Here is an 18165-nt window from a genome sequence, read left to right on the forward strand (position 1 = left end):
CCTTTCTACATAGTAATACAGGATGCTGTGGTGTAAAGTATTGTAGCAAAAAGGAGAGACGGCCCCAAAGGGAAGGATGGGGTGATCATTATGAAAAAGAGGCCGGGCGTGGACCCGGCAGAGGAAAAGGCGAAAAGAGGTACCTCTTTATGTTTAGCTGCATACATGCAGCTAAATGGTATCCTGAAAACCAAGCGGCAGCCCGTGCCGCAGGGCACCATCAATTTACGAAGATTGGAGTTGGAACCAAATGGCAAAAGCCATGCCGAAAGGTAAAGAAAAAATGGGAGAAAAGGGTACGCTGGCCCGTATCCTCTCTTCCTGGCAGCTATATGTGCTGCTTCTGCCGGCCCTTATCTGGCTGATTCTGTTTGCCTACTATCCCATGTATGGCGTGATCATCGCCTTTAAGGACTTTAAGATGCGGGGCGGCGGGATTCTGGGCAGCCCCTGGGCAAACCCCATCTGGAAGTACTTCCAGCAGTTCTTCAGCACCAGTATTGCCACCACGGCGATTTGGAACACCATTGTTCTTAGCCTGGAGCAGCTGATTGTTTCTTTCCCCATCCCCATCATTTTCGCGCTGCTGCTTAACCAGCTGCGCAGCAATAAGGCCCGCAAGGTGGTGCAGACCATCTCTTACGCGCCGTACTTCCTTTCTAACGTAATTATCGTGTGCATTATGAATATGATCTTCTCCGCCACCGGCATTATAAACAACGCTATTGTGGCCGCGGGGGGCAGCATACAGAGCTTTAACTCGGCTCCCGAGTACTTCCGCACCATGTACATTGGCTCTACTGTGTGGCAGCAGATGGGGTTTAACGCCATTGTGTACATAGCGGCCCTAACGGGAATTAGCGCCGACTTTTATGAGGCGGCGGTGATTGACGGAGCCACCAAGCTGCAGCGGATTATCTACATTGACATTCCGCTGATCATGCCCACTGTGATACTGATGCTGATTTTGGCTGTGGGCAACGTGATGAGCCTGGGCTATGAGAAAGCCTACTTGATGCAGACGAACGTGAACACAGACGTATCTGAGATTATCTCCACCTATGTGTATAAGGTGGGACTGCAAAACGCCCAGTACAGTTTTGCCACGGCGGTGGGCCTGTTTAACTCAATCGTGAACTTCGTCATTCTGGTGTGCGCCAACACCGTTTCCAAAAAAGCGGCCGGCGTCAGCATATTCTAATTTTAGAAAGGAGGCCTTTTGGGTATGGCGAAAAATAAAGAGAAGGAGCTCTCCTCCTTTGAAAAAACCTCTGGCATTGTGGGCGCTAAAGAATCGGCCGGCGACCATGTGTTTAACGTATTCAACTCCATTTTGATGATCCTTATCAGTATTGTGATAGTTTATCCCCTGTGGTACACAGTGGTGGCTTCCTTTACAGACCCGGCGGTGGTGAACAGCGGCCAGTTTTTGATTATTCCCACCAAGCCCTTTGTCAACGGCTATAAAGAGGCCCTGGAATACCCCCGCATTTGGAGCGGCTATGGCAACACCCTGCTGTATACGGCGGTGTCCGTTATAGTGTCTCTGTGTTGCACCATTCCTGGCGCATACGCCCTTTCCCGCATGGATATGGTGGGCCGGCGGCCTATTATGTTCCTGTTCACCTTTACCATGTTCTTTAACGGCGGCATGATTCCCCTGTACTTGGTGGTGCGCAACCTAGGGCTTTACAACACCATGTGGGCCCTGATTCTTCCCAGCGCGGTTTCGGTATACAACCTGATTGTAGCCCGCTCCTTCTTTGAGGGGAACCTGCCTATTGACCTTTTAGAGGCGGCCCAGCTGGACGGCTGCTCGGACTTTGGGTTCTTCTTCAAAATCGCGCTGCCGCTGTCCTCAACCATTATCGCGGTTATGGTGCTCTTCTATGCCACAGCTATGTGGAATGTGTACTTTAACGCCATTATGTTCCTACAGGACCAGAATAAGATGCCTTTGCAGGTCATTCTGCGGGACCTGGTGCTTTCCAACTCGCTAACACAGGGCATGTCCGCTTCGGAGCTGGTAGAAAAGCAAAAGTTGGTGGACCAGCTGAAGTACGTGATCGTCACCCTGGCGGCGTTCCCGCTGGTCATTATGTACCCCTTTGTCCAGAAGTACTTTGCCAAAGGCGTTATGGTAGGCGCCGTAAAAGGCTAAGCAGCGCCAGCGTTTTTTGGGGGGCGCTTCCTGCGGGCGGGCTCAATCATGGGCCGCAAAGCGCGGAAAACGCCTGCCCGAAGGCCCAAAAGGCTCCTGCTTTGGCAAGCGTTCCACTTTCTGTTTGGTTCTACCCCGGCAGGGGGCCTTGGGCTTTTCCGCCGGGCAACATACAATATTTTGGAGGTAAAATCCATGAAAAAAACACTGGCACTTGTGCTGGCCCTGCTGATGGTCCTTAGCTTGACTGCCTGCGGCGGCAATGGCGGCAACGGCGGGGAAGGCGGCAACGTGGGCGTTAATACCGAGGCCGACTACCTGGACCTGACCGGAAATCTACCGATTATTAAGGACCCTGCGGCCTTTGAGGAGGCTAACGGCGGCAAGCTGAAGGCTTTCATTATTAATGACGCCGCCCGTACCGTGGAGGTGAAGGACCTGCTGATGGTGCAGCGCTGGAAAGAGGATACCGGCATTGAATTCGACTGGCAGGTGGTCTCTGCCGACTCTGTGGAAGAGAAGCTCTCCCTGATGCTTACCGCCGGCGACAACCTGCCGGACATCTTCTGGAACCTCATCGGCGGCCAAAGCGGCCAGTATGCCGTGCAGTACTCGGACCAGAATATCTTTACCCCCACCGAGGACCTGATTGAGCAGTACTGCCCCACCCTGGTACAGATTTTGGAGGATAACCCCCAGTACCAGAAGGAGATCCGCACCCCCGACGGCCATATGTACGGCTTCCCCTATATCGAGCAGATGAAAGGCCTGGTTATGACCTCTGGCCCGTTGCTGATCAACGAGGAGTGGCTGAAAAAGGTTAACAAGGAAATGCCCTCTACCATGGAGGAGCTCTCGGATGTGCTTCATGCCTTTAAGGACGCCGGCGACCTGAACGGCAACGGTCAGGCGGACGAAGTGCCCCTGATGACCATGTTTGGCCCCGAGGAGATAGACACCTTTGGCAGCTATAATATGTTCTACCGCTTTACCGGCTGCTTCGGCCAGGCCGACAGCTACTGCTACGGCAACCCCTACGCCGACCACCTGGCCCTGCTGGACGGCAAGATCACCTTTACCGGCAGCAATGAGTCCATCCGTAAGACCGCCGACTTCTTCCATGGCCTGTATGCCGACGGCCTGTTGAACGTCAACTGCTTTGAGCAGAGCGCGACCACCAACTATACCAACAGCGAGCTCATCCAGCCCGTGGCCATTGCCGGCGTGGTGGGCGTGTGGACTGACATGCAGATTACCAGCAACGACGTGCGCCACGAGTACGCCCCCATCCCGCAGCTGAAGGGCGCTGACGGCGGCCTCTCCGGCTTCCCGCTGAACTACTCCGAAATGCAGGACACCTCCTGCACCACCATCACCGACGCCTGTAAGTATCCCGAGGTCATCGCCTGCTTTGTAGAGTACCTGATCTCCGACCCCAAGCTGTCCATCCAGAGCAACTGGGGCGCAGTAGGCTACAACTATTATGAGGATGAGAACGGCATGCTGTGCTTCAACTTGGACGAGCGGGGAGACATCATTCCCGTAGAGCCCTACGAGTCCTTCGGCGATATGCGTGTGAACACCACTCCCGCCCGCGGCTCCATGATCGTTCTGGACGAGTACTACGACAAGTACTGCCAGTACACCTATGACGCCAAGACCCTGCTGGAGTTCCAGCATGTCAACGGCAAGGAGGAGCAGCTGGCCCGGGGCACCAACGTGCCCAAGATGCTGATGACCCTGGAAGAGAACCAGCGCCTGGGCCAGATTCAGCCAGTTATCTCTGACATCGTGGACCGCTACATTGCTAATGCGGTGCAGAACGGCACGGACGACGCCGGTTGGGAGCAGTATAAGAAGGACCTGGAGGACGCCGGCGTTAACGAGCTGGTAGAGATCTTCCAGGGTGCTTATGACCGCGTGAACAAGGCGGCTGAATAAGAAAGCTCCTTACAAAAAATAATAACCGCAGCCAGTAAGTAACGCTGCGGCCTGCGGCCCTCTTTCTGTAAGAGACTTTCTCTGGCAGAAGGGGGGTTGCTTTTTTCATAAAAAGATGTTAGAATCAATCAAGAGACGCTTCTATAATATATTATATTATTATATAGGCGGGAGTCTCTAAATGAATGAGAGCTGAGCAGAGCTTCGGGTCCGGGAGCCGATGGCTTTTACGTCCTTACAGGCTAGAGTCCTTGGGCCTTGGGGATAAAGGTTTAGGGAGAAGGACATAGCTGTCAGGCTTCCTTGCACCAGATTACCCTGCGTTTTGGCTGGTGTGAATCCTCTTTGAAACGCGGTATCCCGACCGGCAGAGAATGTCTTTGTTAAAAGCGAATGTGGGGCGGTTCTCGTTAACTTTAGTAAAATCACAAAGAAGGAAGATCATAAGTGAACAACCAGCAGGCGGAGCGGGCCGGAAACGTGGTGGGCAAAAACCACGGGGATGTGGCCATTGAAAATAAATCGTCTATCATTAAATATCTGCGGCGCAGCGGCGTATGCAGCCGGGCTCAGATTGCCCAGGCGGTGGGCCTGACCCAGGCCAGTATCTCAAAGATTATCGCCCAGCTGAAGAGCGAGGGGATTGTGTTTGAGACAGGCTTTATCGCGGGGGCAAAGGGCCGGCGTTCTGTGGGCGTGGCCCTGAACACCATGTGCAAACGGGTGCTGGGGGTGCGGCTTTCCCGGCGATCCTTTGCTGTGGGCCTGTTTGACCTTTCTGGAAAGATGTATGAAAATGTTTCCGGGCAGTTTTCGGCCACCACCACCCTGCGCAGTGTGATTATCCGGATAAAGGAAATCCTTCGGGACTTTTTGGCCCGGTATGAGGATATTGCCGCCATTGGCGTGGCGGTGCCCGGGCCCTTTAACGTAAAAACAGCGGAGATCGCCCTGACCACCTCTATGGCCACGTCAGACTGGACGAACGTGCGCCTGCGGGAGGAGTTTGGCGAGGACCTGCCGGTAAAGGTGGTGTTCTGCCACGATGCCATTGCCGGGGCCCTGGCCAACTGGTGGTTTGGGTCAAAGGTGGATAATTTCCGTTCCAGCCTGGTACACTTTCTGGTGGGAGACGGCGTTGGCGCGGGATTTATTGAGAACGGCGAGGTGCACGAGAACGCCATGGGGTTTTCCACCGAAATGGGGCATGTCAGCGTGGATGTAGACGGCCCCTTGTGCGCCTGTGGAAACAGGGGCTGCCTGGAGCTGTATTGCTCTACTTTTGCTTTTTTAGACGATGTGAACCAAAGACTGGCCCGGCCAGAAGGGGCCGGCTCTGTTTTGGCCAGGCTGAGCGGCGTTACAGTACAGGATGTATTCACAGCGGCGGCAGCGGGAGACCCTTTGGCTATGGAGGCCGTGGACCGGGTGGGCAGGTATATTGGCTATGGGGTGGTGAACTTGATCAATATTTATGCCCCGGACGTGGTGGTTGTTAGCAATGAGATGGCCAAGGGCGGCCGGCAGATCCTGGACCGGGTGAGAGAGGTGGTGCGGGAGCGGGTGCTGCCTGCCACAGCGGAAAGCGTAGCCGTTGAGCTGGAGGACGAGTGGCTGCTGGTCGACCCTGTGCTGTTTGGAGCCGGGGCGGTGGCCATTAACTACTGTCTGGAGGACCCTATGATTTTGTTAGGAAACGGCATGGCGTAGCGGCGGTCCCTGTTTGAAAAAAACCATCGTTGCCTTTTTAAAGGACATCCTTAAATAACTCGTGAGAGAAAAGCCGTCCGGCGAGAAAACGGGCGGCTTTTTTGCGCAAAATATGAGGAAATAAAGCGGCGGACTGGTGGAAAATTGAATCTACAATAAACAGGATAAAAGGAAAAAGCGTGCAAATACTACCTTTACCGGCGAACTGGGAAGAGATCATCTCAAAAGGATTTATCTGGAATGGGGATAGATTTGGGGATGACCGCACAAATTGCCGTAAGCCCAGGGAAGCCAAAAACAGTCACGTTTCTATTAAATATTTGCTGGAAAGGAATGCAAAATATGAAAGCTACTGGTATAGTTCGCAGAATCGACGACCTGGGCCGGGTGGTCATTCCCAAAGAGATTCGCCGCACCCTGAAGATCCGGGAGGGGATGCCCATGGAGATTTTTACCGACGTCTCCGGTGGGGTCATCTTGAAAAAATATTCTCCTGTGGGGGAGATGTCCCAGCTGGCCCAGGCCTATGCCGAGGCCCTGGTAAATCTAACGGGCTTAGCTGCCGCGGTGTGCGATACCGAGCAGATCATTGCCCTGGCCGGCCCTGTAAAAAAGGACCTGCTGCACAAGCCCCTTTCGCCCCAGCTGGAAGAGCTGGTCCAGGGCCGGCGCAGCTTTGTAACTAATTCGGAAAACACAGTGCTGGCGGCTCAAAATGTTCCCGCGGCAGCGGTGGCGGTATTCCCGGTCGTATCCTTGGGAGACGCTATGGGGGCCGTGATGCTGATTAAGGGAGAAAAGACGTCTCCCAAGCTGAGCAGCGAGGCGGCGGAAAATGTAAAGGCTGCCGCTATGTTCCTATCCCGCCAGCTGGAGGGATAGGAATCTCGATGATTTTAAAAGAAAAAACGGAAAAGTGCCGGGGATAAATGGGAAAACCTCTTGCTTTTCCAGAAAACAGGTGCTATAATTATTGTAAAGTAATAGTTAGGATGATGAAAGAGTGGGGCGACCCGCTCTTTCCGTTTGTTGCGGGAGATCCGGAAGGAACGGCCGGCCCCCAAAGAAAGGCGGAGGATATGAGCGAGGTAAAAAAGCAGGGCGGCGTGGCCGCCCTGGTGCTGGAAATGGCTCGCCCCCTGGCCCAGGAACTGGGCCTGAGCATTTGGGACGTGCAGTATGTTAAGGAAGGCGCGGAGTGGGTGCTGCGGGTGTGCATTGACAAGGAGGGCGGCGTGGGCATTGACGACTGTGTGGATATGACCCATGCCCTAAACCCGCTGCTGGATCAAAAAGACCCTGTGCCCCAGGAATACACCCTGGAGGTGGCCTCCCCGGGGTTAAACCGGAAGCTGACCCGGCCCGAACACCTGGAAGCGTATACAGGCGAGCCAGTGCGCGCCCGGCTGATACGCCCTTTGGAGGACGGCCGGCGGGAGCTGGAGGGCCTGCTTCTGGGCGCGGGAGACGGCCGGCTGGAGATACAGCTAAGCCAGGAGGAGAGCGTTACCCTGGAAAAGAAAGAGCTGGCATGGATATGCGCCATAGACGAGGTGGAGATCTAAGCTCTATAAGGATAAGGGGGAAGCGGCATGGAATAATTGTCCTATGACGGGTTTGCCCGGGCCAGGAACTATATATTGACCTACTCGGAGGAGATTGGGCGGGCGTGGTTTCGGTACCAGTTTGAAGATAGCGGCCCCCAGGCTTTTCTGGAGGTTTTAGCCCAATACCAGCGGGAAAGCGGGGGCTTTGGCGGGCTGTATTATGAGTATGACTATCAAGGCGTGCGCCTGAAGAGCACAGAGGTGGCGCTTCGCTACCTGATGGGAATGGACGAACGCCCCGACGCGGGCCATCCTATTATAAGGAATACCATGCGGCTCCTTTTAGACCCATACCGGCCTGAAATTGGTAACTGGGGCGAGGTCTTAGTGCCAGAGGAGCTGTATCGGGATATCCTTCAATATCCGGTGGAGCATATCCTGCGGTACTGGGATGAGAAATTGCCGGAGTATGACAGGCGTATTTTTGACAAGGGCGAGCCGTATAATTTTGAGTATTTTCTGGATTTTGTTCCATGCCTAAAGGACAAGGCCGTAAGGGACCGGCTGGCCGCTAAAATGTCTCTGATGCCGCAAAGCCAACGGCTTCGCGGCAGGGAGAAACTGAAATGAAGATCAGAATAATTCGGAGGAAAAGTTTCTAAAAAACCCAGGGCGGGGGCCGCCAGTGGCCGCTGCCCCGGGCCGGCAGACGCGGGGCGTCTTGTAGACCAAGAAGGAGTGATTTGGAAAAATGGCGCGGAAGAAGAAAGAACCAGAGAAGCAGGGCAACGAAGAGCTGTTTTTGGCGCTGGCCCTTTTGGAGAAGGAGAAGGGCATTCCGGTAGAATTTATGCTGGATAAAATCAAAAAGGCGATTGGTACTGCCTGCAAGAATAACTATGGCAACGAAGAAGTGGAGATCGAGGTCAACCCAGAGACTGGGAAATTCGATGTCTTTCTGCAAAAGCAGGTGGTGGAACAGGTGGAAAACCCGGCTCGGGAAATTTTGGTGGACCTGGCCCGGGAAATTAACCCCAGGGCCCTGATGGGCGACATGGTGGGTATTAAGCTGGATACCAAGCAGTTTGGCCGGGTGGCGGCCCAAACCGCCCGAAATATTATCCGTCAGGGCATTCGAGACAGCGAGCGGGGCCAGATGATGCAGGAGTTCCAGAGCAAGCACCAAGAGCTGGTCAGCGGACTGGTGGAGCGTATTGATCCCCGTACAGGGGCGCTTTCCCTGCGCATTGGAAAAGCAGAGGCAGTGCTGCCTAAAAACGAGCAGATTGGTGAGGAAAATATAAAGGAGGGCGACTACATAAAGGTCTATGTAGTCGATGTAAGGGAGACAGAGAAGGGGCCGAAGGCGATTATCTCTAGAACCCACCCAGACCTGGTAAAACGCATGTTTGAGACCGAAGTACCGGAAATTTATGACGGTACGGTAGAGATTAAGGCTGTGTCCCGAGAGGCGGGCTCCCGCACCAAGCTGGCAGTGCTAAGCCATAACCCAGAGGTGGACGCGGTAGGCGCGTGCATTGGCGCCCGGGGCGGCCGGGTCAATGAGATTGTGGAAGAACTGGGCGGGGAGAAGATTGATATTGTAGAGTACAATGAGGACCCCCAGAAGTTTATAGCCGCGGCGCTTTCCCCGGCCACAGTGCTTTCGGTGGAGGTTGCGGAGGACGGCGCCAGGGCCTGCCGGGTGACTGTGCCGGACAGCCAGCTGTCTTTGGCTATTGGCAATAAGGGCCAAAACGCCCGGCTGGCGGCAAAGCTGACAGGATGGAAAATCGACATTAAACCGGAGAGCGGTTTTTACGGCGAGGAACCAGTGACAAAAGCGGCTGGCGAAGAGGAATAGAGGGTTTGGCAATACGGGCCCGGGCGGTTTGGGCTGGCTTGTGCGCCGCGCGTTTTTTGCGGGCAAGTTTCTCTTGCCTGCCCGGCGTTCCTGGCGTCTAAAGTTTCTTGGTTCCGCCGGCCTTTCCGCTTTGTGGCAGGACCTGACCGGCTGGAATCAGCGTAAAGCCGGAAAATATTTTTAAAGATGCTTAGGGCTTGTTTGAAAAATCGAAAACGTCGTCTTTTTTGCCAGAAGAGGCCACTTTCTACGTCGAAAATCCTCGTCAATCGCGAGATTGCCGTAGTTAGCGCAGCTAACTACAGCGGTTCTTCTCCTTGAAATTGTCCCCTTCTGGCCCAAAATTCGTCATTTCCTCTATTTTCAAACAAGCCCTAATAGGGGGCTTTTTCCAAGAGTTTCCTATATCAGGGTGTGGAACGCCGGCCCCCACAAGGACCCGAAGTGGCGGATGAAGCCAGTGCCCCATAACCTTAGCCAGAAAGGAGGAGCCATGCGCCCAAAGAAGATACCCATGAGGATGTGCACCGGCTGCGGGGAGATGAAGCCCAAGAAAGAGCTGGTGCGGGTGGTAAAAGCCCCGGAAAAGACCAGCGAGGGCGGAGAACCCTTGCCGCCGGAGATCAGTCTGGATCGAACGGGCAGAATGCCGGGCCGGGGGGCTTATGTATGCAGGAACCCAGAGTGCCTGAGGCTGGCCCGAAAGGCCCGGCGGCTGGAGCGGGCGTTCTCCTGCAAAATACCGGAGGAGGTCTACCAGCGGCTAGAAGAAGAGCTGGCCCAGGCAGAAGGGGGCGGTACAGGATGAACCGGGTGCTGAACCTTTTGAGCATGGCCCGCCGGGCCGGCAGGGTGGAGCCTGGCTTTGACGCCAGCGTAGCCGCGGCCAAAACCGGAAAGGCGGCCCTGCTGCTGGCCGCTGAGGATATATCGGAAAAGACCTATAAAAATTTACGGTTCGAGGCCGAAAGGGCCGGCATACCGGCGGCGCGGCTGAAAACCGGCATAGACGCTCTAGGTAGGGCGTGCGGCGTGCGGGCCGGGGTGCTGGCTGTAACAGACCAAGGTTTCGCCAGGGCCGTGCTGGCAGAGCTGGAAAAGACAGAGATCGAGAAGGAGGACAATAGCTTATGATGATAAAATACCGGGTACGGGAAGTGGCTAAGGACCTGAACATCTCCAATAAGGAGGTGATCGACACCCTGGCGAAATATTTTCCAGAGCCAAAGAAATACATGACGGCCCTGGAGGAAAACGAGCTGGACGTGGTGCTGGAGACCTTTACCCAGCAGAACAGCATGGAAAGCCTGGACGCCTATTTTGCCCAGCGGGATCAAAAAGCTGAACCCGCCCCACAGCGGGAAGAAAAGCCCCAGGAGCAAAAGCCTGTGGAAGAAAAGCAGACCCCCAAAGCCGGGGAGAACCGGCAGGGGAAGCCCCAAGAGCAAAAGAGCGCCGAAAGCAAGGCCCAGGAGAACAGAAACCGTTCCCCAGAGGGCAAAAATGGGAAGAAACCCCAGAACAGCCGGAACGCAGAGAGTAATAACCGGCCGAATAACAACAATAATAAACGCCAGGGCCAGCCCCAGCCCAAGGCCCAGGAGGCAGAGCCAAAGGCCAAGGCGCCCGAGACAGTCCAGACCCAGGTGATACAAGAGCCCAAGGCCCCCACCCGCCGGGTGGTGGACACCCGCTCCAGCAATGTGAATATTGACAAATACAGCGAAAAATACGACCGTCTGGCAGACCAGAAGGTGGGCGCCCGGGGCGACAATGTGGTGACCAAGCAGAAGTTTACCAACCGGAACCAGCAGCGCCGGGGCCAGCAGCGCCGGGGTAAACGGGAGACCGAGGCCGAGCGCCTGCGCCGTATTGCCCTGGAGCGCAAGGCTAAGCACATTACCATTGAAGTGCCTGAGGAGATCACTGTGGGCGAGTTCGCCCTGCGGCTGAAGGTCTCCGCCCCTGAGGTTATTAAAAAGCTTATGGGCCTGGGGGTGTTCGCGGCCATTAACGATACCATTGACTTCGACACCGCTGTGCTGGTGGCAGACGAGTTCCACGCCCGGGTGGAGAAGGAAGTGGTGGTCACCATTGAGGAGCGCATTATTGACGACAGCCAGGACGACGAGACCAATCTGGTACCCAGGGCGCCCGTAGTGGTGGTTATGGGCCACGTGGACCACGGCAAGACTTCCATTCTGGACGTCATCCGCCACTCCAATGTTACCGAAGGTGAGGCCGGCGGCATTACCCAGCACATTGGCGCATACCGGGTGAAGGTGGGGGACCGGGACGTGACCTTCCTGGACACACCCGGCCATGCGGCTTTTACCACCATGCGGGCCCGGGGCGCCCAGGTGACGGATATTGCCGTGCTGGTGGTGGCTGCGGACGACGGCATTATGCCTCAGACCGTGGAGGCCATCAACCACGCCAAAGCGGCGGGGGTCAGTATTATTGTGGCCATTAACAAGATGGATAAGGTGGGGGCCAACCCCGACCGGGTGAAAGAGCAGCTTACGGAGTATGAGCTGGTGCCCGAGGAGTGGGGCGGCGACACCCCCTGCATTCCTGTGTCTGCCCATACCAAAGAGGGCATTAACGACCTGCTGGAAATGATCATCCTCACCGCGGACATGATGGAGCTGAAAGCCAACCCCGACCGGGCGGCCAAGGGCACGGTGATTGAGGCCAGACTGGATAAGGGCATGGGCCCCATTGCCACAGTACTGGTGCAAAACGGCACCCTGCATGCCGGGGATATTATTGTGGCCGGGGCCACTGTGGGCCGGGTACGGTCCATGATGGACGACAAGGGCCGCAAGGGCATTACCGAGGCCGGCCCCTCGGTACCGGTGGAGATCACGGGCCTGGGCGATGTGCCCGTGGGCGGCGACACCTTTGACGCGGTGACAGACGAGCGCCTGGCCCGGGAACTGGTAGAGCAGCGGCTGGCCGAGCAAAAGGAAGAGGTGTTCCGCGCCCAGACCAAGGTGACCCTAGACAACCTCTTTGAGCAGATGAAAGAGGGCGAGATGAAGGAGCTGAAGATCATCGTCAAGGCGGACGTGCAGGGCTCGGTAGAGGCAGTGCGGCAGTCCTTGGAAAAGCTCTCCAACGACGAGGTGCGGGTGCACATCATCCATGGGGCGGTAGGCGCGGTGAGCGAAAGCGACGTGATGCTGGCCAACGCGTCCAATGCCATTATCGTGGGCTTCAATGTGCGGCCCGACCCGGTGGCCGAAGAAAACGCCAAGCGGGACGGGGTGGATATGCGGCTGTACCGGATTATCTACGACTGCATTGAGGAGATTGAGAACGCCATGAAGGGTATGCTGGCGCCCAAGTACCGGGAGGTGGCCCTGGGCCGTGCCGAGTGCCGGGAGACCTACAAGATCAGCAATGTGGGCATGGTCATCGGCGGCCACGTGGTTAACGGAAAGATTACCCGAAACGCCCAGGTGCGGGTGGTGCGGGACGGCATCATTGTGGCGGACGACAAGATCGCCTCTCTGCGGCGGTTTAAGGATGACGTAAAAGAGGTGGCCGACGGCTATGACTGCGGCATTACCCTGGAGCGTTTCTCGGACATCAAGCAAGGGGACGTTTTGGAGGCCTATGAGATGGAAGAGTATAGGGACTAAGGGAGAGCTGGTATGGAGATCATAACGTTTACGCCCCAGTGCGTGGGGAAGGTGGACATGAGCCCCCAGTCCTTTCCCGTGGTGGGTAAGTTTTTTCCCACCTTCTCTCAAGGAAAATGGGGGTATAATGAAACGGTGTTCCCCCAGCCCGCTGGTACCAAAACCAACCACTCCTTGGACCAAGAGAGCCTGGAGCTATATGCGAAAGGCGGGAACCGGGCCCTTTTTCTGGCCCAAGGGGGAGATGCTTATCTGGGGCACATTGCCGCAGAGAAAGACTTCATGGGTTGGGCCTATGTGGAGGCCCTGGAAGTGGCCGCCCGTTACCGGGGCGGGGGAACGGGCACAGCGCTGATCCGGCAGGCGATCCGCTGGGCAAAGGACCGGGACCTGGCGGGGCTGCGGCTGGAGACCCAAGACAACAACCTGATGGCCTGCCGGTTTTACCTAAAACAGGGATTTCAGGTGGGCGGGGTGGACTATCTGCGCTACCATACTCTGCCCGCCCCCAAAAATCAGGAGGCCGCTGTTTTCTTCTACCTGCTGTTTTAAGGAGGATATTATGCCTACACACAAACTAGGACGTATTACAGAGGACGTGAGCCGGGAGCTTTCCGCCATTGTCCGCGAATTAAAAGATCCCCGGGTTACCGGCTGTCTGCTCAGCGTGGTGCGGGTGGAGGTGACCAACGACCTGTCTTACTGCACAGCCTATGTGAGCACCGTGGAGGGCCTGGAGCGCTCTAAAGAGGCGGTACAGGGGCTGAAGTCGGCCTCTGGGTATATTCGCCGGGAGCTGGGCCACAGGCTGAAGCTGCGCCACGTACCAGAGATGATCTTTAAGGCCACCGACTCCATCGAGTATGGGGCCAGTATCTCTAAGCTGCTGAATGACCTGGACATTCCGGAGGCAGAGGAAGAATTACCAGAGGAGGAAAGCCGCTATGGAGACAATTTTGACGTTGACTGAAGCGGCCAGCCGGCTGGCCGCCTGGGACGATATCTTGGTGGTCTGCCACGCGAACCCGGACGGGGACGCCCTGGGCTCCATGTCCGGGCTGGTGCGGGGGCTGCGGGCCCTGGGTAAAAGGGCGGACTGGCACTGCCCGGACCAGGTCCCGGAACCATTCGTCTGCCTTTTCCAGGGCCTGGAAAACAGCGGGCTGGTTCCTGCCCACACGGTTACGGTGGATGTGGCGGACTGCAAGCTGCTGGGCCCTGGAGAGGAGCGCTTTGCCGGAAAAGTGGAACTGGCCATTGACCACCACAGCACCCATAGGCCCTTTGCCAAGGAACGCTGGGTAAGCGCAGCGGCGGCGGCTACGGCGGAGATGGTCTGGCTGCTGTTAAAGGAGTTGGCGGTGAGTCCGGATGCTGCCATAGCCAGCTGTCTTTACACAGGGATGGCCACTGACACAGGCTGTTTCCGCTACCGCAACGTAACCCCCCAGACCCTGCGGCTGGCGGCGGAGGCCCTGGAGGCTGGGGCCAGGGCCGGAGATATTAACCAAAAGTTGTTCGAGACCAAGAGCTTGGCTTACTTCCGGGCCGAGCGGCAGATACTGGAGGATATGGAGCTGTTCTGCGGGGGAAAGGCGGCTATGGTGCTGCTGCCCCAGTCCTTCTATGCCGAGACCGGCGCGCGGGAGGACGAGGCGGAAGCCGCTGTGGGGCAGCTCCGGCAGATTGAAGGGGTGCTGCTGGGGATCACTATAAAAGAGAAGCCGGATGGCGGTGTCAAGGGCTCTCTGCGGGCCAACCCTCCGGTCAATGCCGCTGCGGTCTGCGAGAGGCTGGGGGGCGGAGGCCACGCCGGGGCGGCGGGATGTACCCTGGGGGGGATGTCCATAGCAGAGGCGGCGGAAAAACTGAGAGCCGTTTGTGAACAATATTTTGCGGAGATAGGATGCATCTGACCCAATATGAATGGCATAATCATATTAGATAAGCCCCAGGGATTTACCTCCTTCGATGCGGTGGCGGTGGTGCGGGGGCTTAGTAAAGAGAAAAAGATTGGCCACACCGGCACCCTGGACCCTATGGCCACCGGGGTGCTCCCCCTTTTGCTGGGCCGCGCGGCTAAAGCCGCCAGCCTGCTGCCGGACACGGACAAGGAATATTTAGCCCAGTTCCAGCTGGGGCGGCGCTTTGACACAGGGGATGTGACCGGCGCCCTGGTGGAACAGAACCAGGCCCCTGTGGACAGAAACGCCCTGGAAGGGGCTATGGCGGGATTCTTAGGGGAGATTGACCAGCTGCCGCCCATGTACTCGGCAGTGTCCGTAAACGGCCAGCGGCTATATAAGCTGGCCCGCCAGGGCCTTACGGTAGAGCGCCCAGCCCGGCGGGTAAACATCTCCCTGCTGCGGCTGGAGGCCTACGACCCCGCAAGCCGCCAGGGAACCCTAAGGGTGGCATGCTCGAAAGGCACGTACATACGGGTGCTCATCGAGGATATTGCCGCCGCTGCCGGAACCTGCGGTACCATGGCGGGGCTGCGGCGGGTGCGGGCCTGCGGCTTTTCCGAGGCAGACGCGGTAAGCCTGGACCAGCTGCGGCAGCTGGCCGGGGCCGGACGCTTGGAAGAGGCGCTGCGGCCGGTGGACGGGCTGTTCCAGGCGTATAGGCGGGTCACGGTAAGCGGAGCGCAAGGGACGCGCTTTTTAAATGGCGGAGCTCTGGCCCTGGACCGGCTGCGGCTGGCCGGGGGTGCTCCAGAGGCCGGGGAGCGCCTGCAAGTCTATGAGCCTGGGGGCGCGTTCCTGGGCCTGGGAGAGGCAGACCCGGCGGCGGGAGAGCTGAAGGTGCTGAAGCTTTTTAAAGCGGCCCAATAGATTCAAGGCAAAAAAGAGAGACGCATTGTGTGGTCCAGGTGCGGGGAATGTTCCGAGCCTTTACCCTCATGTGAAAAAAAGGAGGCGCCAGCATGGAATGGATCGTAAATTTTGACATGCCGCCCCAGCCGCCGTGCGGCTTGGCGCTGGGCGGCTTTGACGGACTGCACCGGGGACATATGGCGGTGATTCAGGCCACGCTGGAGGGTCCGGACCAGCCGGCGGTGTTCACCTTTTCCGCGCCGCCTTCCGGCGAGGCCATGGTATTGACCGCCGCGGATAAAAAAAAGCTGCTGGCCGCCGCCGGGGTGGAGCGGGTGTACTCGGCGGAGTTTTCGGCCCTGAAAACCATGGAGGCCGCCAGCTTTGTGGAAACGCTGCTCTTTGAAAAAATAAACGCCCGGCGGCTCTGCTGCGGAGAGGACTTCCGCTTTGGCCGTGGGGCGGCGGGGGACGTGGGGCTGCTGAGAGAGCTTTGCCAAAAGCACGGCGTGGGCCTGACCGTGCTGCCCCCTGTAAGCGAGGATGGAGAAAAGATCAGCTCCAGCCGGATTCGCCGGGCCGTGGAGCGGGGAGACATCCCCACAGCCAACCGGCTGCTGGGCCGGCCCTTTGGCTTTCAGCTGGAGGTGATCCATGGGAACCACATCGGCACAGGGCTGGGCACGCCAACGATCAACCAGGCGCTGCCAGAGAACTTTGTGCGGCCCCGGTTTGGGGTGTACGCGGCCTGGTGCCTGGTGGAGGGGCACCCGCATTTTGGGGTTTGCAACATTGGGGTAAAGCCCACCGTGGGCTCGGACCGGGTGCTGGCAGAGACCTGGATGCCGGAGTTTTCCGGGGACCTGTACGGGGAGCGGGTCCGGGTGGAGCTGGTGGAGTTCCTGCGGCCCGAGCGGAAATTCGACTCTCTGGAGGAGCTGAAAGCGGCCATCCAGGCAAACGGAGAGCAGGCCCGGGCCCTAACTGTAGGGGCGGAGTAGGGCGGCTCAGTCCAGCTCGAACCACACGTCTATCTCGCTCTGGTCCGGCTCCTCAAAGGCGCTGAGCAGTTTCTGCATCAGCCCCTGGTCTACATAGTAGTCGGCGGTCTCCCCGGCCAGAACGGCGGCGTTGCGCTTTTCAATATTCACCTGCCAGCGGGCCGCTGACACGTGGATATAGTGCCACTCTGTAGCAATGCCCCGCTCCCGGAAAAAGCCAGAGGCCCGCTGCCGGGCGGCCCGGGTCCAGAAGCCCCAGTCCAGAATCACGTCCACCCCGGCCCGGGCGATGTCCGCGGCCCTGTCCAGCAGATAGCCCTGGACAGCGGCGCAGACCTGGTCGTGGAGCGTCCCCAGCTCCCCAATGCGGGTGGTCAGCTCGTCCACAGAGAGACGCACCGCCGGGGACTTCTTCATCAGGCCTTTGCAGTAGAAGGTCTTGCCGCTGGCGATCTTGCCGCAGATGAGGATTACCTTTGCCATGCTCACACCCCCTTTGCCAGGAATTCCTCCACCCGCTGGTGAAAGTCTGGCAGGGCCTTTTTTAGGGAGACGGGCCGGCCCGCAGAATTCAGAAAGCAGTGGGTGGTCCAGCCGTCGCAGCGGGGCTGACCAGTGGCCTGGTCCCGGACCTGGTAGTGAAAGGCAATGCGGGTGCGGGTGTAGCTTTCGATCTGTGTAAGAATCTCTACCGTGTCGCCAAAGCGGCACATAGCATGATAATTGGCCTGGGCGCTAAGCACCGGGCTGAGGATACCGGCGGCTTCCAGGGTTTCGTAAGGGAAGCCGCTTTCGCGCATAAAATGGACTCTCGCCTCTTCAAACCAACGGATGTAGTTGGAGTGGTGAACGCAGTCCATACGGTCGGTCTCATAGTAGTGGACCGGGCGGGTGTAAGGGACAGTGGGCATAAGATTACCAGCTTTCTAAAAAAATATGGGAGTTTACGGGAGAAACGTGGCAAGGTTCTGGTGGACCGCCGGAGCAAAAGAAGCCCAAAGGAACTGGCTTCCCTGGCGGGGTGCGGGGCAGAGCCCCAGGCTCCGGCTGCCCGCATAGGAGCGGCTCTGCTCCATATATTTATAGGGGAACATCCCTCCCCCGGAGGGGGCGGGGTTATATTGTACCATAATTGTGAAGAAAACGCCAGAGCGCCCAAGATATAGTTTGATGAGGATGCGAAAGGGTACACATGGTAGATTTAACTATAAAAACAAAGATAAAGCACCATATATTGTATTCGGTCTATGTGTTGATTTTTAGGTCGAAAGATGGTATCATTTTTAAGGCAATACTGCGAAGTTCTACGTGCGGTATTGTGTCCTCAGGTTTTTCGTCAGAGTGTACAAGAATTGCTTTGTAGCTCTATTGAGTGCGGTCAATCAGACCAGTGAGGGTCTTTAGGATTGGGAAACGGAACGCTTGTGCGCAATAGCGGAAGCTATCGGCTAAAGCTGTTAACAAAAATGTACAAGCAA

Annotated in this window: 18 protein-coding genes; 16 read left to right on the forward strand and 2 right to left on the reverse strand. The window is 57.2% G+C overall.

Annotation, left to right across the window (positions count from 1 at the left end):
- The first annotated feature begins 250 nt into the window (after nucleotides 1-250).
- From U8U68_RS05425 to ribF, 16 genes are all read left to right on the forward strand, one after another.
- A complete protein-coding gene (locus U8U68_RS05425; protein ID WP_322199809.1) occupies nucleotides 251-1201 on the forward strand; it encodes an ABC transporter permease in 951 nt (316 codons plus the stop codon).
- A gap of 24 nt (nucleotides 1202-1225) precedes the next feature.
- Nucleotides 1226-2161, forward strand: coding sequence for a carbohydrate ABC transporter permease (locus U8U68_RS05430; protein WP_322199810.1), 936 nt, complete (start codon nucleotides 1226-1228; stop codon nucleotides 2159-2161).
- Nucleotides 2162-2356: 195 nt separating this feature from the next.
- Nucleotides 2357-4102: an extracellular solute-binding protein gene (locus U8U68_RS05435; RefSeq protein ID WP_322199811.1), complete on the forward strand. Its 1746-nt coding sequence runs from the start codon at nucleotides 2357-2359 to the stop codon at nucleotides 4100-4102.
- Between the two features lie 447 nt (nucleotides 4103-4549).
- Entirely contained in the window at nucleotides 4550-5812 is a 1263-nt protein-coding gene (locus U8U68_RS05440; protein WP_322199812.1) for an ROK family transcriptional regulator, read from the forward strand.
- 342 nt (nucleotides 5813-6154) lie between these two features.
- Nucleotides 6155-6694, forward strand: a complete 540-nt coding sequence (locus U8U68_RS05445; protein WP_322199813.1) for a stage V sporulation T C-terminal domain-containing protein — start codon at nucleotides 6155-6157, stop codon at nucleotides 6692-6694.
- A 197-nt stretch (nucleotides 6695-6891) separates the two neighbouring features.
- Nucleotides 6892-7377: a ribosome maturation factor RimP gene (gene rimP, locus U8U68_RS05450; RefSeq protein ID WP_322199814.1), complete on the forward strand. Its 486-nt coding sequence runs from the start codon at nucleotides 6892-6894 to the stop codon at nucleotides 7375-7377.
- Between the two features lie 36 nt (nucleotides 7378-7413).
- The gene (locus U8U68_RS05455) at nucleotides 7414-7989 is read left to right on the forward strand and encodes a hypothetical protein (RefSeq protein ID WP_322199815.1); all 576 of its coding nucleotides are present in this window, start codon (nucleotides 7414-7416) and stop codon (nucleotides 7987-7989) included.
- A gap of 121 nt (nucleotides 7990-8110) precedes the next feature.
- Nucleotides 8111-9223, forward strand: a complete 1113-nt coding sequence (gene nusA, locus U8U68_RS05460; protein WP_322199816.1) for a transcription termination factor NusA — start codon at nucleotides 8111-8113, stop codon at nucleotides 9221-9223.
- A 493-nt stretch (nucleotides 9224-9716) separates the two neighbouring features.
- The gene (rnpM, locus tag U8U68_RS05465; protein WP_322199859.1) at nucleotides 9717-10031 is read left to right on the forward strand and encodes an RNase P modulator RnpM; all 315 of its coding nucleotides are present in this window, start codon (nucleotides 9717-9719) and stop codon (nucleotides 10029-10031) included.
- Nucleotides 10028-10357, forward strand: coding sequence for a L7Ae/L30e/S12e/Gadd45 family ribosomal protein (locus U8U68_RS05470; protein ID WP_322199817.1), 330 nt, complete (start codon nucleotides 10028-10030; stop codon nucleotides 10355-10357). Before rnpM ends, U8U68_RS05470 begins: the two co-directional genes overlap by 4 nt.
- A complete protein-coding gene (infB, locus tag U8U68_RS05475; protein ID WP_322199818.1) occupies nucleotides 10354-12870 on the forward strand; it encodes a translation initiation factor IF-2 in 2517 nt (838 codons plus the stop codon). The genes U8U68_RS05470 and infB overlap by 4 nt, the downstream gene beginning before the upstream one ends.
- 12 nt (nucleotides 12871-12882) lie before the next feature.
- Nucleotides 12883-13422 carry a GNAT family N-acetyltransferase gene (locus U8U68_RS05480; RefSeq protein WP_322199819.1) on the forward strand — a complete coding sequence of 180 codons (540 nt, stop codon included), beginning with the start codon at nucleotides 12883-12885 and terminating at the stop codon, nucleotides 13420-13422.
- A 10-nt stretch (nucleotides 13423-13432) separates the two neighbouring features.
- Nucleotides 13433-13840, forward strand: coding sequence for a 30S ribosome-binding factor RbfA (gene rbfA, locus U8U68_RS05485; RefSeq protein WP_322199820.1), 408 nt, complete (start codon nucleotides 13433-13435; stop codon nucleotides 13838-13840).
- The gene (locus U8U68_RS05490; RefSeq protein ID WP_322199821.1) at nucleotides 13815-14786 is read left to right on the forward strand and encodes a DHH family phosphoesterase; all 972 of its coding nucleotides are present in this window, start codon (nucleotides 13815-13817) and stop codon (nucleotides 14784-14786) included. Before rbfA ends, U8U68_RS05490 begins: the two co-directional genes overlap by 26 nt.
- 6 nt (nucleotides 14787-14792) lie before the next feature.
- Nucleotides 14793-15704: a tRNA pseudouridine(55) synthase TruB gene (gene truB / locus U8U68_RS05495; RefSeq protein ID WP_322199822.1), complete on the forward strand. Its 912-nt coding sequence runs from the start codon at nucleotides 14793-14795 to the stop codon at nucleotides 15702-15704.
- Between the two features lie 92 nt (nucleotides 15705-15796).
- A complete protein-coding gene (ribF, locus tag U8U68_RS05500) occupies nucleotides 15797-16687 on the forward strand; it encodes a riboflavin biosynthesis protein RibF (protein WP_322199823.1) in 891 nt (296 codons plus the stop codon).
- 6 nt (nucleotides 16688-16693) lie between these two features.
- Here ribF and U8U68_RS05505 read toward each other — a convergent pair whose 3' ends face one another.
- Together U8U68_RS05505 and U8U68_RS05510 are read right to left on the reverse strand one after the other, a co-directional pair.
- Nucleotides 16694-17170, reverse strand: a complete 477-nt coding sequence (locus U8U68_RS05505; protein WP_322199824.1) for a P-loop nucleotide/nucleoside kinase family protein — start codon at nucleotides 17168-17170, stop codon at nucleotides 16694-16696.
- Nucleotides 17171-17172: 2 nt separating this feature from the next.
- The gene (locus tag U8U68_RS05510; RefSeq protein WP_322199825.1) at nucleotides 17173-17598 is read right to left on the reverse strand and encodes an acyl-CoA thioesterase; all 426 of its coding nucleotides are present in this window, start codon (nucleotides 17596-17598) and stop codon (nucleotides 17173-17175) included.
- Between the last annotated feature and the right edge of the window lie 567 nt (nucleotides 17599-18165).

The sequence above is a fragment of the Acutalibacter intestini genome, assembly GCF_034334985.1.
Classification (GTDB): domain Bacteria; phylum Bacillota; class Clostridia; order Oscillospirales; family Acutalibacteraceae; genus Acutalibacter; species Acutalibacter intestini.

Bases quoted from the DNA above. Each gene is read 5' to 3' on its own strand.
- U8U68_RS05470 (WP_322199817.1), top strand. From the start codon at position 10,028: ATGAACCGGGTGCTGAACCTTTTGAGCATGGCCCGCCGGGCCGGCAGG.
- rbfA (WP_322199820.1), top strand. From the start codon at position 13,433: ATGCCTACACACAAACTAGGACGTATTACAGAGGACGTGAGCCGGGAG.
- U8U68_RS05445 (WP_322199813.1), top strand. From the start codon at position 6,155: ATGAAAGCTACTGGTATAGTTCGCAGAATCGACGACCTGGGCCGGGTG.
- U8U68_RS05425 (WP_322199809.1), top strand. From the start codon at position 251: ATGGCAAAAGCCATGCCGAAAGGTAAAGAAAAAATGGGAGAAAAGGGT.
- nusA (WP_322199816.1), top strand. From the start codon at position 8,111: ATGGCGCGGAAGAAGAAAGAACCAGAGAAGCAGGGCAACGAAGAGCTG.
- U8U68_RS05435 (WP_322199811.1), top strand. From the start codon at position 2,357: ATGAAAAAAACACTGGCACTTGTGCTGGCCCTGCTGATGGTCCTTAGC.
- ribF (WP_322199823.1), top strand. From the start codon at position 15,797: ATGGAATGGATCGTAAATTTTGACATGCCGCCCCAGCCGCCGTGCGGC.
- U8U68_RS05510 (WP_322199825.1), bottom strand. From the start codon at position 17,598: ATGCCCACTGTCCCTTACACCCGCCCGGTCCACTACTATGAGACCGAC.
- U8U68_RS05505 (WP_322199824.1), bottom strand. From the start codon at position 17,170: ATGGCAAAGGTAATCCTCATCTGCGGCAAGATCGCCAGCGGCAAGACC.
- rimP (WP_322199814.1), top strand. From the start codon at position 6,892: ATGAGCGAGGTAAAAAAGCAGGGCGGCGTGGCCGCCCTGGTGCTGGAA.
- truB (WP_322199822.1), top strand. From the start codon at position 14,793: ATGAATGGCATAATCATATTAGATAAGCCCCAGGGATTTACCTCCTTC.
- U8U68_RS05480 (WP_322199819.1), top strand. From the start codon at position 12,883: ATGGAGATCATAACGTTTACGCCCCAGTGCGTGGGGAAGGTGGACATG.
- U8U68_RS05490 (WP_322199821.1), top strand. From the start codon at position 13,815: ATGGAGACAATTTTGACGTTGACTGAAGCGGCCAGCCGGCTGGCCGCC.
- infB (WP_322199818.1), top strand. From the start codon at position 10,354: ATGATGATAAAATACCGGGTACGGGAAGTGGCTAAGGACCTGAACATC.
- U8U68_RS05430 (WP_322199810.1), top strand. From the start codon at position 1,226: ATGGCGAAAAATAAAGAGAAGGAGCTCTCCTCCTTTGAAAAAACCTCT.
- rnpM (WP_322199859.1), top strand. From the start codon at position 9,717: ATGCGCCCAAAGAAGATACCCATGAGGATGTGCACCGGCTGCGGGGAG.